This is a genomic window from Pandoraea vervacti, from assembly GCF_000934605.2.
GTDB classification, from domain to species: domain Bacteria; phylum Pseudomonadota; class Gammaproteobacteria; order Burkholderiales; family Burkholderiaceae; genus Pandoraea; species Pandoraea vervacti.
On record NZ_CP010897.2, the window covers coordinates 5379348 to 5395874 of the forward strand.

14 protein-coding genes are annotated in these 16527 nt (G+C 59.8%); all 14 read right to left on the reverse strand.

Annotated elements, in window-relative coordinates; translation table 11 throughout:
• Window positions 1-29: 29 nt before the first annotated feature.
• A complete protein-coding gene (wecB, locus tag UC34_RS23495; protein ID WP_044457395.1) occupies window positions 30-1160 on the reverse strand; it encodes a non-hydrolyzing UDP-N-acetylglucosamine 2-epimerase in 1131 nt (376 codons plus the stop codon).
• On the reverse strand, window positions 1153-2163 hold the full coding sequence (locus tag UC34_RS23500; RefSeq protein WP_044457396.1) for a polysaccharide biosynthesis protein: 1011 nt from the start codon (window positions 2161-2163) through the stop codon (window positions 1153-1155). Before UC34_RS23500 ends, wecB begins: the two co-directional genes overlap by 8 nt.
• A gap of 15 nt (window positions 2164-2178) precedes the next feature.
• Window positions 2179-3033: a dTDP-4-dehydrorhamnose reductase family protein gene (locus tag UC34_RS23505; RefSeq protein ID WP_044457397.1), complete on the reverse strand. Its 855-nt coding sequence runs from the start codon at window positions 3031-3033 to the stop codon at window positions 2179-2181.
• A gap of 16 nt (window positions 3034-3049) precedes the next feature.
• Window positions 3050-4300, reverse strand: coding sequence for a glycosyltransferase family 4 protein (locus tag UC34_RS23510; protein WP_044457398.1), 1251 nt, complete (start codon window positions 4298-4300; stop codon window positions 3050-3052).
• 6 nt (window positions 4301-4306) lie between these two features.
• Window positions 4307-5455: a glycosyltransferase gene (locus tag UC34_RS23515; RefSeq protein ID WP_167370680.1), complete on the reverse strand. Its 1149-nt coding sequence runs from the start codon at window positions 5453-5455 to the stop codon at window positions 4307-4309.
• A 17-nt stretch (window positions 5456-5472) separates the two neighbouring features.
• Complete coding sequence (locus UC34_RS23520) at window positions 5473-6798, reverse strand: oligosaccharide flippase family protein (protein ID WP_044457400.1); 1326 nt, start codon at window positions 6796-6798, stop codon at window positions 5473-5475.
• Window positions 6799-6812: 14 nt separating this feature from the next.
• Window positions 6813-7862, reverse strand: a complete 1050-nt coding sequence (locus UC34_RS23525; RefSeq protein ID WP_044457401.1) for a glycosyltransferase family protein — start codon at window positions 7860-7862, stop codon at window positions 6813-6815.
• 164 nt (window positions 7863-8026) lie between these two features.
• Window positions 8027-9193 carry a DegT/DnrJ/EryC1/StrS family aminotransferase gene (locus tag UC34_RS23530; RefSeq protein WP_044457402.1) on the reverse strand — a complete coding sequence of 389 codons (1167 nt, stop codon included), beginning with the start codon at window positions 9191-9193 and terminating at the stop codon, window positions 8027-8029.
• The gene (locus tag UC34_RS23535) at window positions 9190-10122 is read right to left on the reverse strand and encodes a GDP-L-fucose synthase family protein (RefSeq protein WP_072617531.1); all 933 of its coding nucleotides are present in this window, start codon (window positions 10120-10122) and stop codon (window positions 9190-9192) included. Before UC34_RS23535 ends, UC34_RS23530 begins: the two co-directional genes overlap by 4 nt.
• A 5-nt stretch (window positions 10123-10127) precedes the next feature.
• Window positions 10128-11219, reverse strand: a complete 1092-nt coding sequence (gene gmd / locus UC34_RS23540) for a GDP-mannose 4,6-dehydratase (RefSeq protein ID WP_044457404.1) — start codon at window positions 11217-11219, stop codon at window positions 10128-10130.
• Window positions 11216-12661: a mannose-1-phosphate guanylyltransferase/mannose-6-phosphate isomerase gene (locus tag UC34_RS23545; protein WP_044457405.1), complete on the reverse strand. Its 1446-nt coding sequence runs from the start codon at window positions 12659-12661 to the stop codon at window positions 11216-11218. Before UC34_RS23545 ends, gmd begins: the two co-directional genes overlap by 4 nt.
• 117 nt (window positions 12662-12778) lie before the next feature.
• Window positions 12779-14740 carry a polysaccharide biosynthesis protein gene (locus UC34_RS23550; RefSeq protein WP_335645751.1) on the reverse strand — a complete coding sequence of 654 codons (1962 nt, stop codon included), beginning with the start codon at window positions 14738-14740 and terminating at the stop codon, window positions 12779-12781.
• Window positions 14740-15300 (reverse strand): sugar transferase, encoded by a 561-nt coding sequence (locus UC34_RS23555; protein ID WP_044457406.1) that lies wholly within the window; start codon window positions 15298-15300, stop codon window positions 14740-14742. The genes UC34_RS23550 and UC34_RS23555 overlap by 1 nt, the downstream gene beginning before the upstream one ends.
• A gap of 62 nt (window positions 15301-15362) precedes the next feature.
• The gene (locus UC34_RS23560; protein ID WP_237165185.1) at window positions 15363-16355 is read right to left on the reverse strand and encodes a UDP-glucose 4-epimerase family protein; all 993 of its coding nucleotides are present in this window, start codon (window positions 16353-16355) and stop codon (window positions 15363-15365) included.
• Window positions 16356-16527 lie beyond the last annotated feature (172 nt).

A 16527-nucleotide genomic window follows, 5' to 3' on the forward strand; every position in this document is an offset into this window, starting at 1 on the left:
GCCCGACGAAGGCATACAGCGACGGGGCCTTACGCCCCCTTATGCCAGACCGTACGGTTAATGTAATCAATGTAGCTCAACACCACCCGAAGCACTTGCGTCGAAACGAACGGGTTCTCGTAATCCGGCACAGCCAGCGTACGGCGCACATTCGGATCGAAATTCTCGGTCACCGCGCGCATCGCATCCAGCACCGGTTCACGGCGCAATCCCGACATGATCAACGTACCGACGTCCATCCCTTCCGGACGTTCATGTGCATTACGAATCGTAACTGCGGGCAGGTTAAGCAATGACGCTTCCTCGGTGATCGTGCCACTATCCGAGAGAATGCAAAACGCCTCTTTCTGAAGCTTGATGTAGTCGATGAATCCGAACGGCTTGGAAAACGTCACGCCGGTTTCCGGCATCGCACGACCGAGGGCGTCCAGACGCTTGCGCGTACGCGGATGCGTGGAAACGAGCACCGGCATGCCGTACGTCTGAACAATCGCTTCGAGCGTATCGAGCAGGTCGTGAAGCGCTTCGGGGGAATCCACGTTCTCTTCGCGATGAGCGCTCACCAACACGTACTGCCGCGGCTTGAGCTGCTGACGTGCCAACACATCGGACGCCTCGAATGCATCGGCGTAATGATCAAGCACTTCGCGCATGTGCGAACCGGTCTTGATGATCGTCTCGGGGCGGATTCCCTCCGCGAGCAGGTACCGACGGGCATGCTCGGTCAGCACCATGTTGATATCCGACAGGTGATCGAGCACCTTGCGGTTCAGCTCTTCGGGAACGCGCTGGTCGAAACAGCGATTGCCGGCCTCCATATGGAAGACCGGAATCTTGCGCCGCTTGGCGGAAATGACGGCAAGACAGGAGTTCGTGTCGCCGTACAACATCAAGGCATCCGGGCGCTCCTTCTCGAACACCTCGTCCGAACGTTCAATAACCCTGGCAATGGTTTCGGCGGCATTCGTTCCCGCTGCGTCCAGGAAATAGTCCGGCTTTCGAATACCGAGATCGTCGAAAAATACCTGGTTGAGTTCGTAGTCGAAGTTCTGCCCCGTGTGTACCAACACATGGTGCGTGTGCTTCTCGAGCTGGGCGATGACCCGGCTCATCTTGATTAGCTCGGGGCGCGTTCCCACGAGCGTCATGACTTTACGCATTCAGTTGCTCCCGGACGTATTCCAGCGTCAACAGCAGCTTCTTCACGGCCTCCACGTCCAGGCGCTCCGTGTTGTGCGAGGTGTAGTCCTCGGACGCCGAAATACGCGTCTCTCCCTGCACGAAGTACTTGTTGTAGTTCAAGTCGCGGTTGTCCGCAGGCACGCGGAAGTAACGGCCCATGTCGTCGACGCGCGCCATCTCTTCGCGCGAAACGAGGGACTCATAGAGCTTTTCACCGTGACGAGTCCCGATCTCACGGATCTTCGACTTGCTGTTGAAGAGTTCGATCAACGCCTGAGCCAGAACCGCCACAGTACACGCCGGGGCCTTCTGTACAAAGATATCGCCTTGCTCACCGTGCTCGAAGGCGTGCAGCACGAGATCCACCGACTCGTCCAGCGACATCAGAAAGCGCGTCATCGTCGGATCGGTCACCGTCAGGTCCTTTCCTTCCTTGATCTGCCCGATGAACAGCGGGATGACCGAACCGCGCGATGCCATGACGTTGCCATAGCGTGTCGAGCACATCACGGTGTCGCCTTCTTGCTGAAGTCGCGAACGCGCGACGGTGACTTTTTCCATCATCGCCTTGGACAGCCCCATGGCATTGATCGGATAGACGGCCTTGTCCGTGCTGAGCATCACAACGCGAGACACGCCGCTGGAGGACGCCGCATCGAGCACATTTTCGGCACCAAGCACGTTGGTTTGAACGGCCTCCATCGGATAGAACTCGCACGACGGCACTTGCTTGAGGGCGGCCGCGTGAAAGACATAGTCGACGCCTTTCATCGCACCTCGCACCGCATCGCGGTTACGCACGTCACCGATGTAGAACTTGAGCTTCGGATGCGCAAGCGCGATGCGCATATCTTCCTGCTTCTTTTCGTCACGGCTGAAGATACGGATTTCCCGAACGCCGCTGCTCAGGAAACGGTTCAGAACCGCGTTGCCGAACGACCCGGTGCCGCCCGTAATCATTAAAACCTTATCGTCGAACATGCTCGATTCCTTCAATTATCCAAATGTGTGCAAGCGCTCAATTAGCGTCGGCCAATCTGGCGCTACGTAACCGGTCGCTTCCGAGAAGCGGGTGCTGCAAAGCGAACGGTCGATCACGAACGCATCATCAGGGTTGATTTCGATGTCCTTGCCGAACGTCTTCCCGACCAACTTCAGCAGATCGAACTTGTTGATCGGCGCCGCCGACACGTGGTAAAGGCCGTGCAACTCGGGACGAGGCGCGACGTACTCAAGAATCACGCGTGCCAGCTCAACCGTCGGCAGGCCGGAAAACACGGCACGCCGGAATCCGCGGATCGGTCCCGTCTGTGAGAGGAACCAATCGACCAGCGCGTTCGCACCGCTCAATTCGCGTCCGATGATCGAGGTGCGCAACGTGATGGCGTGCGGATAGTCGACTTCGCCTAACAACTTGGTTCGCCCGTAGACATCGGTTGCATCGGGAAGGTCGGATTCGACATATCCGCCCTTGCTCCCGGAAAAGACGCAGTCCGTGCTGACATGGACCAGACGCGCACCGGCAAGCTCGCACAAACGTGCGAGACGATGCGGCAACACCGCGTTCAGCGGAATGGCCGCAAGCGGATCCTTGGCGTTGCCGAGTTGCTTGATGAGGCCCACGCAATTGACCACGAGATCGGGACGAACCTGGCTCAGCGCTTCGGTCAACGTATCCGGCTGATCGGCATCCACACCGGTAAGCAACCGGTCATGCAGCCCCGTATCGAAATAGCGCTTTGCACCTGCGCCACGCAGCGTTCCCCATGCCTCAACGTCCGGCCACGTGTTTGCCAACCGCAGCACCGCGCTGCCCAGCATGCCCGAGGCGCCTAATATCATTACTTTCATCGTTATCCTCGTTGCTTCACTTTCCGGGGCCACGAACACGATAGTCCGCCGACAATTTGCTCAGGCGGAGGCTCAGATCGTCTGCGAGTTTGCCTGCTTCGAAGCGACGCGCATAGTAATCGCGGCCCCGCACTCCCATTTGTGCGCGCTCATCCGGCGCCATAGAGGCCATGTCCGATATGGCCTTTTCCAGACCGTCTGCGTCCTGGGCGGCGCACACCCTACCGCCACCGGACTCGGCCACAACTCTGGCCCCCGCACCGTTGAGCGACGCAATGATCGGGCGGCCCGTTGCCAGATAGACGCCCAATTTGCTTGGGATCGTCAAGTCCAGCACGGGGTCACTGCGCAATACGACGAGCAATGCATCCGCATGCTGAAAAATCGCCGGCATCGACGGGTACGGGAAGCGGCCCGGCATCACGACATTCGTCAGGCCTTCATCGCGAATGCGAGCGGCCAGTCGGTCACTATCGGAGCCCGACCCGATCAGGAAAATGCGAATCGCTGCGTTGTCCCTGAGCCGCGCCGCAGCGTCCAGCACGACATCAAGCCCCTGCGCTTTGCCGAGATTGCCGGCAAACACCACGTTGAACGTCGATTCCGTCAGCGCTGGCACAGGGCATCCCCCGACATCGGCCTGGGGATTTGCAATGAGCGCCGGCGCTACCGAATTGTAGTGCACCTCGATCGGACGCCCAGGGGCGTAGCGCGCAATGCCCGCCACAAATTCCTCGGATTGCGCAAGCACCAGATCCGTGTGGCGGTAAATCCAGCGAACGCACCGCTCGACTGCGCTGAGAATCGTCCGGTTCTTTACGAACCCGGTTGCGCTCAGGCTCTCAGGCCACAAGTCCTGCACCCACACTGACAGTGGTGCACGTTTGAGCCATTTGATGAAAACGGCGGGAATCGCCTGAAGCAGCGGCGACGGCGCATAGACAAGAACGGCGTCGAACGACTGGCCTCGCAAGCGCAACGGCCCGAACAGACTGGCCGACGCAATGAAGGACAGGTAGTTGAGCATCAGGCGCAAGCCGCCGCCCTTGCCTCGCGGCATCAACGGCACCCGCAGAATCGATACCTTGCCGAGAGTCTGGTCACCGAATCCTGCCGCGCGAAACCCCTCGAAAACCGTTCCGCCAGGGTAGTTCGGCTGCCCCGTGAGCACCGTCACCGACGTCACGCGAGCGGCCAGCGCCTCGCATACGTGGTTGATCGGAAATTCTTCGGGATGAAAATATTGAGTCACTACCAGTAGGCGCATATGTCGTCAGTTATGGTGGCGTTCATCGGCCAATGTGGTGCCATGGCACGCAGGCCCTGTCGACAGGACTTCCTCATAGGCCGCCCGGTAATGCGCGGCCAGCGCCTCTACACTGGCGCCCTTGAGCTTCGATGCTGCGCTCGCCGCTTTGGCTGCACTTCGGTCCCTATCGTCAAGCGCCGCGCTCAGGCCGGCTTCGATGCTCGTCACGTCAGTGTGATCGACATACCACGCGTCGTCGTCCCCGAGGAATTCGCGATGCGCTGGAATATCCGATATGACGAGCGGGCATCCGATCGCTGCCGCTTCGAGTACGACGTTGGGATTGCCTTCGAAGCTGCTCACCGAAATGACGATATCGGCGCGCGCCATCTCTGCCGCCAGATTCGTCGAAAACCCATGCATCACGATCCGCTTTGCAAACCCTGCGGCGTCGATACGCGTTCGCAGTCGTTCGCGTAGCGGGCCCTCCCCGAACATATCGACGCTCACCTCGGCTCGCGAGGCCACGACACGAATGAGTGCCTCGATCAACTTGTTCACATTCTTCTCGTCGCTCAGACGGCCCGCAAACAACACACGGGCACCGGCCTCGTAGCGGCGACTCGATCCGGTCCAAACCAATCCGGGCACGGTCGGCGTGACGCAATTGCGAATCACGTACGTCCGCACCGTGTGATCGAGCTCGGTATGCCAGTAGTCGATGCCACCTTGCGAATTGGCAATGACCGCCGCGGCTCGGCGACCCAACCACGCACGTACGCGAGACTTCCACCCTTGCTGGTACAACTGGGCGGCAGACCGTTCACTGACGATATAGGGCACGCCCGCCAGATAGGCCATGGCGCCGCCCACCACGTCCATCTGGATCACCCAAGTCTGAACGAGTTGGGGACGCACCTGCCGAATCAGACGCAGCACGCGAAGAAACATCGCGGGATCGTGCGTACTGCTGGCCGCCAACCGGTGCAGCGTGACACCGGGCTGATTGCGTAGCCGATCAAGGTTCGGCCCTTCGGAAAAGTAGCCGACGTGGCATTCCACGCCCTGGCGCGCCAGTTCGGGCGCCAGCAGCGACAGCTGGCGCTCCGCCCCCCCCGATCCGAACGACGGGATCAAATGCAATACCCGCGTGACAGTCGTGCTCCGTTTCATATCGACGTTATCCGATGTCATCCGTTCGCCGCGCCTCCCGGATGACGATCTTGTAAAACCCGATCGCGGGCGGCCAGCCTGGCGATCGCGACCGTCGTGATCAGATTCAGGACCTGCGCGACGACGTAAGCCAGCGCCGCGCCCTGCGCACCCATCGTCGGGATGAGCCAGGCGGCGATCAGCATGTACGACAGATTTACGGGGGTGATGATGAAGAACAACGACATCCACATCCGGCCAAATGTATTGATCACGTGATATACGGTCGCCGCGAGGATCTCGGGAATGACCGAAAGCAACAGCAAGATGAGCGTCTCGCGTCCGTCGGTGAACCGGTGGCCATAGAGCCCCAGAATCCACGAGGAACACATCACCAATACCCCGACAACCAGTGTCGAAAACACGCCGTTGGCGATGAGTGTGGTGCGAAAGACGTTGCGAAACTCCTGCGCCGAGCGTTGCCCGAACAGGGTGTTCATGACCGAGAGCGTCACACCGTTGAGCAAGGTGGGCAACTGAAGCGTGGCCATGCGCAACTGCGTGGCCACGGAAAAGATGGCCACCATCTCCAGGCCGTTCGGTGCGCGTGCCAGAAAGACGCTGACCAGCCAGATGCACGGCAGCGTCACCAGACTCGACAGGCCGGCGGGAATACCGAAGTGAAGCAGGCGCCCGATGTCGTCACGTCGCACCGTTAGTGCAACACCGGCGAGCATGTCTCGTGCCGTGGTGCGCAGCGCAACGTAGAAGAACACCGCCCGCGCCAGACTTGCGACCACGAAGCCAAGCGCGGCACCGTCCAGGCCGCCGAGCTTTGCGCCAAGCGGGGGGAGCACCAGAAACGCCAGGCCGGATACGGTGCTGATTCGCCCCAATGCCTTGAAAGCGGCAAATCCTTGCAGCGCCCCTTGCTGATACGTCACCATCACCTGAAAGAAGATGGCGGGTGCCACGAGCCGGATGACCGGCTCCAGATCGGGCTGCTTGAAGACCGAGTTTGCAAATACCGGTGCGCCAAACAGCAGTGCAGCGACAGCAATGAGTCCCATGACAACGGTCACGCGTCGGCAAAACCAGAGTACAGTCCCGATGCGCTCCGGATCGGATACCCGATACTCCGCCACAAACTTCGCGACGACAGATCCGGCACCGCTTTGCGCGATGGCAGCCGCCGTCGTCACGGTCGTGACGAGCAACGCGTACTTACCAAATACCGGAAGCCCGAGCACACGTGCGGCGAGCATGCCGGAAACCAGCACAGATCCCTGCATCGAGACCGCCGCCAAAATGCTCCAGACGAGATCGCGAAACAGGTATTTCCTGAACGTGCTCAGTATTGCCACGACGCCTCGTCTCCTTAGCGGCCGAGCGCCGGCGCGAAAACATCGCGCAGTTGCTGAAGACGCTGCGAAATGCGATGACCGTTCATCACCCGACGGTAACCTTCACGCGCCATCGCCTCACGCTCCGCCGGATGCGTCAGGTAGTAGTCGATCTTTTCGATCAGCTCGTCATGGTTCTCATAAGTCTGCGTTTCCTTGCCGGGAATGTAGAAGTCCTTGACGAACTCCGACCCGTCAGTGATTTGCATGACACCGTTACCGGGCAGATCGAACATTCGGTAACTGCCCACGGTGTATTTGCCGCGCAAGTGCGAGTTGATGCCGATCTTGGAACGCAGGTATAGCGGCACATACTGATCGAACGCGATCGGCTTCACCCAGCCGGGGAACCCGTACTTCACGTTGAAGTACGCGTTGCGCTTCCAGTTGGCGAGGCCATAGATCTTGAAGCGGCGCCCGAAGGCTTTCTTAACCGCCCCGAGCAGCGGCATCTTGTCGACATATAGCGCACCAACGAATATGACGTCGAGGTCACGATCGCGCGAAAAGACCTGCTCCTCGGTCAACGTCGGATCGCAGAGCGCATCGAACAGCGCCAGCGGCCAGAACGTCGTGCGCTTCGCGCCACAATAGGCCAGCTTCTCCGGCATCGTCAGATCCCGGCTGTAAGCCGGGCTGTGATAGAGCATGTGATCGTACGCGTGGACGTACGCGAAATCGCGATCATAGGCGGCCGTAGGACCATCGCAAATGCGCAGAGCCTTGTAGATGTCGAGCGTGCGCAGAAACTCCGGATGATACGGCGGGCAGTTGTCCACCAGCAGAACATCGGCCCGATGCATGCGAATAAGCTCCCGAACATCCTCATACATGCGCATGAGGCCTTCGTTGCGCTGGTAGTAGAGGTTGTCGAGGAGCTGCGCGCGCACATATGTGGACGGGCTTTGGTACGGCTCGTGATTGAACGGAATGAACTGGATGTCGTCCGTCGAGGCTGCACTGATTTCCCGCTGCCAGTAGTCAGCCTCCCAGCCGCGTTTATTGAATGAATAGATAATGCGCATCTTGATCCCGGATCCGAATTCAACGATCTGCCGTCACCGGAGCGGGCCTTGCCACACGACCGGCCCAACGGGGCGATACCCAACGACGATGCCGTGCGAGGGTTCTCGCGCGGCATCCCGACGTCTGGGCTGGCCAACGCACATTTTGCGCGTGGCCATCAGGCTCAGATCGTTCGCAAAGTGTCGATGGCTTCGCGAATGGAGTAGTGATGATTGCCGACGAACACGCCGTTGGCGTCGATATGGTCCGCGTTCGACAGTTGTCCGTGAATCGAGTAGTCGAAATACTTGATCACTTCGTTCTTGGCAAAATTCCCCGTGACGATCGGGCGGCTTTCGAAACCGAGATCGTTCAGGCGCGCCAGCAACTTCTCGCGCGTGAGCGACGAACCCGGACGGATCACGAGGCTGAAGCCGAACCAACTGCTCGCACCGGTTTCGCGCTGAATCAGCAGGTCCGGGTGATGGCTCATCGCTTCCTGAAAGTGTGCGCCGTTCACGCGGCGCAGCGAAATGAGCTCCGGCAGCTTGCGCACCTGCTCGATGCCGATGGCACCCGACATTTCCAATGGACGCAGGTTGAAGCCCGGCAACACGAAGCGGAACGACTCCTTGAACGGATCGTCACTCTTCTCGCCACAAACGTGGTTATGCTTGGGCAGGTTTCGTGTCCAGCCGTGCGCGCGCAACGAAAGCAGAATGTGATACAGCTCCTCGTTGTCCGTTACGATGAGCCCGCCTTCCATCGTCGAGATGTGGTGCGAGAAGAAAGAACTGAACGTGCCCATGACACCGAACGAACCGGCTTTGCGGCCTTCGAACTCGGCACCCATCGATTCGCAGTTGTCTTCCATCAGAACGATGTTGCGCTCGCCGATCAGGTGACGAATGGCGGCAAAATCGTTCGGGTTGCCCAGCAGGTTGACGGCCATGATCGCGCGCGTGCGATCGCTGATGGCGCCGGCCAGCGCATCGAGATCGTAATTCAGCGTATTCAGATCGATGTCGACGAACTTGATCGACAGCCCGTACTGGTACAGCGGATAGTACGTCGTGCTCCAGGACACGGCCGGCACGATGACCTCGTCGCCGGGCGACAATTTCAGCGCCTCGTCGCGCGTGTACATCAACGCCGCCACCATGATCAGGTTGGCCGACGACCCCGAATTCACCATCACGGCATACTTGCTGCCTTGGTACTCCGCAAAGCGCTTTTCGAACTCGGCAACCTTCGGGCCCATTGTGAACATGCCCGATTCGATGACCGCCTGCATTGCGGCGTATTCCGCCTGATCCCAGGTTGTCGTAGCCAACGGAAACTTGAACTTCATGCGAGCCCCTTGCGCAAATAAAACTCGTACGTTCTGGCGATACCTTCGTCCAGACTCACTTTAGGCTGCCAGCCCCACGCCGTCTGACGGGTAACGTCCAGCAGTTTTTGCTTCATCCCGGCCGGTCGGCTCAGGTCGTGAACGAACGTTCCTTGCCAGCCGATCACGCGCGCCACGCTCGCGTAGTAATCGTTGACCGAGTGATCGGCGCCCACCCCGATATTTAACAGCGCGGGCGTGTCGTCCCATTTCCCGACGGCCATCATGATGCTGTCCGCCAGGTCGCCCGCATACATGAACTCGCGTCGAGCGGTACCGTCGCCCCAGATCTCGATCTCGCTGTCTCCCTGCTCCCTGGCCATATGCACCTTATGGATGATGGCGGGAATCAGGTGTGACTTCGCAGGATCGAATTTATCGTAGGGACCGTACAGATTGCACGGAACGAAGGTTTTGTAGTCGAACGACGCGTCTTCCTGATGCACGTAGGCGCACAGCCGCTGTGTGGCGATTTTTGCCAGCGCATACCCTTCATTCGTCGGTTCGAGCTCGCCCTGGAGAATTTGTGGCTCTGCCAGCGGGTTCGGCGCGTTGCGCGGATACATGCACGAGCTGCCGAGGTTGAGCAATCGCTTGACGCCCGCGTCGCGCGCCGCGATCACGACATTGCGCCCCAACACCGTGTTGATCCAGAAAAAGTCGACCGGGTTGGCAATGTTCGCCTGAATGCCGCCCACGCGGCCTGCCGCGTGCACGACGACGTCCGGGCGCACCTCGCGCATGAATGTCGACACGGCGTCGAAATCGGTGAGATCCAGTTCGGTGCTCGCCGGTGCGATGAATTCCCACTCGGATGCTGCGGGGTGGTCGAGCAGATTTCTGCCCACCATCCCCCGTGCGCCGGTAAGAAGGATGCGTCCTTTGGCCATGTCGATCAGTTCTGGTTACGCAGCGCCTTGTGGCCGTGCGCCTTGACCTTCAGGTCAAACTCGGCCTGCACGAGGTCGGCACGCGCCATTTCGGCGACCAGTTCATCGAACGAAACCTTCGGCGTCCAACCCAGCAGTCGCTTGGCCTTGGAGGCGTCGCCCAACAGGGTCTCCACTTCCGTGGGGCGGAAATAGCGCGGATCGACTTCGACGATGCAGTTGCCGGTTTCGTCGTAGCCCTTTTCTTCCACGCCCGTGCCCTTCCACGTCACGGACATGCCAAGCTCCTTGGCCGCGGCGTCGACGAATTGACGAACGCTGTACTGCACGCCGGTCGCGATAACGAAATCCTCCGGCTTTTCCTGCTGGAGCATCAGCCATTGCATTTCGACGTAGTCACGGGCGTGTCCCCAATCGCGCAGCGCGTCGAGATTGCCCAGATACAGCCGCGGCTGCATGCCAAGCTTGATTCGGGCGAGGGCACGCGTAATCTTGCGGGTCACGAACGTCTCGCCCCGAATCGGCGATTCGTGGTTGAACAAAATGCCGTTACAGGCGTACATGCCATACGCTTCGCGATAGTTCACCGTGATCCAGTAGGCATACAGCTTTGCCACGGCATACGGGCTGCGCGGGTAAAACGGCGTGCTCTCCTTTTGCGGAGTTTCCTGCACGAGGCCGTACAGCTCGGACGTCGATGCCTGATAGAAGCGGGTCTTCTTCTCGAGGCCCAGAATCCGGATGGCTTCCAGGATACGCAGTGCGCCGAGACCGTCGCTGTTGGCGGTATATTCCGGCTCCTCAAAGCTCACGGCCACATGACTTTGCGCGGCAAGGTTGTAAATTTCGTCGGGCTGAACTTGCTGGATGATGCGCACCAGCGACGACGAATCCGTCATGTCGCCATGGTGCAGATGGAACTTCACATCCGTCTCGTGCGGATCGTGGAAAAGGTGGTCGATACGATCGGTATTGAACAGCGACGTGCGGCGCTTGATGCCGTGTACTTCATATCCCTTGCCCAGCAGGAACTCAGCAAGGTATGCGCCATCCTGCCCGGTAACGCCAGTGATCAGAGCTACTTTTCGGTCGTTCATGAATTCTCACTACCCGTCAAATTAATAGTTTCGCGATCGTAGTTATCGTCGAAGCGAACGATATCGTCTTCGCCGAGATAACTACCGGACTGTACTTCAATGATCTCCAGGGGCGTCTTGCCACAGTTCTCCAACCGATGCGTCTCGCCGAGCGGAATGTAAGTCGACTGGTTCTCCGTGAGCAGGAACGTCTCCGTGCCCCGCGTGACCTTCGCCGTGCCGGAGACCACGATCCAGTGCTCGGCGCGATGATGATGCATCTGAAGACTGAGCGCGGCGCCAGGTTTGACCGTAATGCGCTTGACCTGGAAGCGCGGCCCCATATCCACGCTGTCGTAACTGCCCCACGGACGCGCCACGTGCCGGTGCTGGACAGCCTGCGGCACCCCCCTCTGCTCAAGTTGCGCTACGGCCTGCTTGACCTGCTCGCTGTGGCTCTCGTGAGCGACGAGCAGAGCATCTTTGGTATCGACGATCAGCAATCCGTCCGTGCCGAGTGCGACAACCGGGCGCGACGGCGCATGCACGAAGGTGTTCGTGGCCCCGATGCCGACGACTTCGCCGGTGAAGCGATTACCATCCTCGTCGGCTTCGGTCAGGCGGGCGACTTCACGCCAGCTACCGACATCGCTCCATTGCCCCTCGAACGGCACGACGGCCACGCGATCATGGCGCTCGAGCACCGCGTAGTCGATACTGATGCGCGGACATGCCGCGAATTCGTCCTTTCCCAGACGAATGAAATTGCGATCCGTTTTCTGCGCGGCAACCGCGTTTCGGCACGCTGCGAGCACGTCGGGTTCGAATCGGCCGAGCGCTTCGATCATGACCGAAGCCTTCACCATGAAGATGCCCGCATTCCAGAAAAAGCCGCCCTGCATAAGCATCTTCTGCGCGTCGGCGAGCGGCGGCTTTTCGATAAACCGGCTGACGCTCGCCACATCGCCGGGCAGCGCTTCACCTCGCTGGATGTATCCGTAGGCAGTGCTCGGATGGCTCGGCACCACGCCGAACGTGACGACGAAACCGTTGCGGGCCGCTTCCACGCCCTTGTTCATGGCACGCGCAAATACCTGAACGTCGGGGATATGGTGATCCGCAGGCATGAAAAGAAGCACCTGTGCCGATTCGGCGTTCAACGCGGCGACCGCAATGGCGGCTGCCGTATCGCGTCCCATCGGCTCAAGAAGCGTCGTTGCATTGACCCCTGCGGCCTCTACGGCCTCCTGAACCAGAAATCTGTGCTCGTCCGATGCCACCACCATGACGTCTTCGCTGAGCGCCTTTGCGCGAGAAAGCGTCGTCGCGAGAAGGCTCGTCCGCGTTGCGTCGCTGGACGGAATCAGCGGTACGAACTGCTTCGGCAGGGCCTTGCGGGACAGTGGCCAGAGCCGCGTTCCGGCGCCGCCGGACAGTACGACTGGCAATATCAGGGTATTCATATCGAATTGGGTCGAGAAGCTGTCTGACGAAAACACGCCTCGTGCGCGTATTTGCCACACCGGCCAACACCGGAAACCGGTTATGGTAACTCATGGAGGGATTCGAACCGCGGCCACTCAATGAACTACCGTCGGATGATCCGGGCCACCAGTAAGGCCCGACGGCCGACCATACAGGTGATCCTGAATTTTGGTCACCATTCGGAAGCCCGACACGCACTCGCGCAATATCGTTACGATCGCGTCGTGATCGTTGCGCTCGCATGCACGCGCGAGGCGATCAATGATCGGCGACAGCTCTTCGCGCGTGTAGAAATCCTCGGTGGCCATCATGATCTTGGGGTGCATCGTCCCCGAGACGTCTTCACCGATTAGCAATTCTTCATAAAGCTTCTCACCCGGGCGCAGGCCAGTGAAGCGGATCTCGATGTCACCGTCCGGCGTGCTTTCGTCTCGTACGGAGAAGCCGCTCAGGTGTATCATGCGGCGCGCCAGGTCCCAGATCTTGACGGGCTCGCCCATATCGAGCACGAATACCTCGCCGCCCTTGCCCATTGCGCCGGCCTGGATGACCAGCTGTGCAGCCTCCGGGATCGTCATGAAATAGCGGGTAATGTCGGGATGCGTCACGGTTACCGGCCCGCCAGCGACGATCTGCTTGCGAAACAGCGGCACGACCGAACCCGACGAACCCAGCACGTTGCCGAAACGGACCATGCAGAACTTGGTATGAACGTTGCTGTCGTTCGCGAACGCCTGCAGCGTGAGCTCGGCGAACCGCTTGCTCGCGCCCATAATATTTGTCGGCCGTACGGCCTTGTCCGTCGAGATCAGCACCATCGTTTCAACCGATGCGGCAATCGCCGCGCGCGCGGTGCTCAATGTGCCGAATGCATTGTTCAACACCCCTTCGGTCAGGTTGAACTCGACAATCGGCACGTGCTTGTAGGCCGCCGCGTGATAAACGGTTTGAATATTGCAGCGCTCCATGACCCGTCGCACGCGGGTTTCGTCGCGTACCGACCCCAGCACTGGCACCAGTTGCACCGCGAGGTGTTTGGAGCGAATGACCTGCTCAAGTTCCTGCTCGATGGAGTACAGCGCGTACTCCGACTGCTCGAACAACACCAGAGTGCGCGGCTGTACCATGACAATCTGACGACAAAGTTCCGAGCCGATCGAGCCACCGGCGCCGGTCACCATCACACATTTGTGACGAATGTTGGCATCGAGCAACGCGCCATTAGGCGGCACGATATCGCGGCCGAGCAGATCGTCGATTTCGACCTCGCGAATGTCCTCTGCCTTGACGACGCCGTCGACCAGATCGGACATTCCCGGAATCACGCGCACTTCGACCTTGAGGGATTCGAGTCGGTCGATGATCTCAAGTCGTCGCGCCCGGCTAACCGACGGTATGGCGAGCAACACCTGCCGAATCGCGAGGCGTTCGATCAGCGCGGGAAGATCGTCCGGAGAATGGGTCTTCAGGCCGAGAATCTCCATGCCGTGCAAGGCCTGCGCGTCGTCAACGAAGACCACCGGCTGAAAATCGCGCCCGGCGCGCAGCGCCACGGCCAATTGCCTGCCCGAGCTGCCCGCACCGTAGATAGCGACGGCGTGACGCGTATGGCGCGCCTCGGGTTGCGTCACCTTCTGGAGCAAGGCGCGCGCGAGGAAACGGCTCCCTCCGATGAAAAGAATGGCCATCATCCAGTAGATCAGCATCGCGCCGCGCGGCACCGGCGGTTGCGTCAAAAATACCAGCACGGCGGCAAACAGTCCCACTGCGATCGTGACCCCCACGACGACAATCACGAGCGCGCGGGCTTCAATGTAGCGAATGACGGCACGATATAACCCAATGCGAATGAAGATCGGAATCGCCACCACGGAAGTCAGGAAATAGACCCACCACGCGTGCATTTGCGGAAAATGCCAGACGTCCAGACGCAACCCAATGGCCGCCCATAACGCAAATGGGAGCAGCACTGCGTCCATGCTCAGAAGCACGAGGCTTTTTGCCGTACGCGACAAATTGGTCACAAACTTGAACATGGTTCCACGGGCCTCCGCCATCAATGCGACACGCCATCGCGACGCATCACTCGCGCGAACGTCTTGAACAGAATTTCCAGGTCGAACAGGAAAGATCTGCGTTGCGCGTATTCCGTATCGAATTTGACCTTGATGGGAATGGGCAACTCGTCGCGTCCATTGATCTGCGCCCAGCCTGTCAGTCCGGGGCGCAGTTCGTGCACGCCATATTGCGTCCGCAATTCGATAAGGTCCTGTTGGTTGAACAGCGCCGGCCGAGGTCCGACGAGGCTCATATCACCACACAAAATGCTCCAGATCTGCGGCAGCTCGTCGAGACTCGATTTGCGCAGAAAGCCGCCGATGGGTGTCAAATGGGACTTCGGATCCGAAAGCAGGTGAGTCGCAACCGCAGGCGTATCAACGCGCATCGAACGGAACTTGGGCATCCGGAAAATGCGATTGCCCCGGCCCACGCGATCCGACCAATAAAGGGCTGGACCCGGCGACGTGAGCTTCACTGCCAATGCAACGATCGCGATCGGAATGAGAAAGACGACAGCAGCGACCAGCGCGAACGAAAAATCGAAAAATCGCTTCATATGATTGGTATTGAACAAACACAGCGCGGGATTTCACTACCGTCAGACTCGCGGTCCGACGATCATGATGCAATTGCGTCACGGGAGCGCCACGCGCTCACCGTCGCACGCATGCCCTCCTGCACCGAGAACGGCGGACGCCATCCGAGCGTGTCGCAGGTGTGAGCAATATCGACCTGCAACGAACCCAGTACCCGGTCCGCCGTCGCCTTCTTACCGATCAGCCCGGCGGCACACTCCATCAACCACGGGGGCACGCGTAGCAGACGCGGGCGCGAACCCAACGCGGCGGCAATCGCGCCGACGAGGTCTCCGGTGCTCAGATCCGCGCCGTCCGAGACGAGGAACGTTTGACCCGCAGCCGCCGGGTGCGTGGCACAGGTCGACAGCAAGTCGACGAGATTCCCCACGTACACCATGCTGCGGCCGTTTCTGACCGCGCCGAATGGTAACGGCCTGCCGTTTGCCACCGCCTGCATCAGGCGCAGAAAATTGGCTTTCACGCCGGGCCCATAGACTAAGGGCGGGCGAACGACCACCACCTCAAGTCCGTCCCGAGCAATTTCCCAAAGTGCTTCCTCTGCCTCCCATTTGGATACGCCATAAGGATCTTGTGGCGCGGGGGGGTCATCATAGCGATACGGCGCCCGCGCGGTCGTGCTCTCGCCGTTTACCTTGACGGAGCTGACAAAGACCAGGCGCCGGACGCCAGCACGCAAGCATTCCCGCGCAAGACGCGCTGTACCCGCCACGTTGACATCCCGAAATTTCGCCAAGGCGACGTCGTTTCCCGCTTCGTTCATTACGTGCACCCGCGCGGCGCAATGCACGACCACATCGATGCCGGACAGCGCTGCAGACCAGTCCGTGTCCGCACCGAGGTCTCCCGCAACGCGGGAAAATTCGTCGTTCGTCTGTTTCGTACGATACGCGCCAAATGCGCGAACGTCGCGCAGGGCGCTCAGATGGGACAGGAGCGCCCCGCCCACCAGCCCGCTTGCACCGGTGACCAGAATATTAGTCGTCATTATCTTGGCGGCCGTCGTCTCGACCATAATTTAAAGCGATGGATAAACGACAAGGAGAGCGATTATACGCGCTCGACACCACCTTCCAGAGCAAATTGGACGCATTTGCTCACGTTATGGCAACAGCGCAGACATCGGTGATTCATTTTGTAACGCTTTTAATCCGGGAACGTGGTTCAGCGCATTTTGCCTAGTGGCG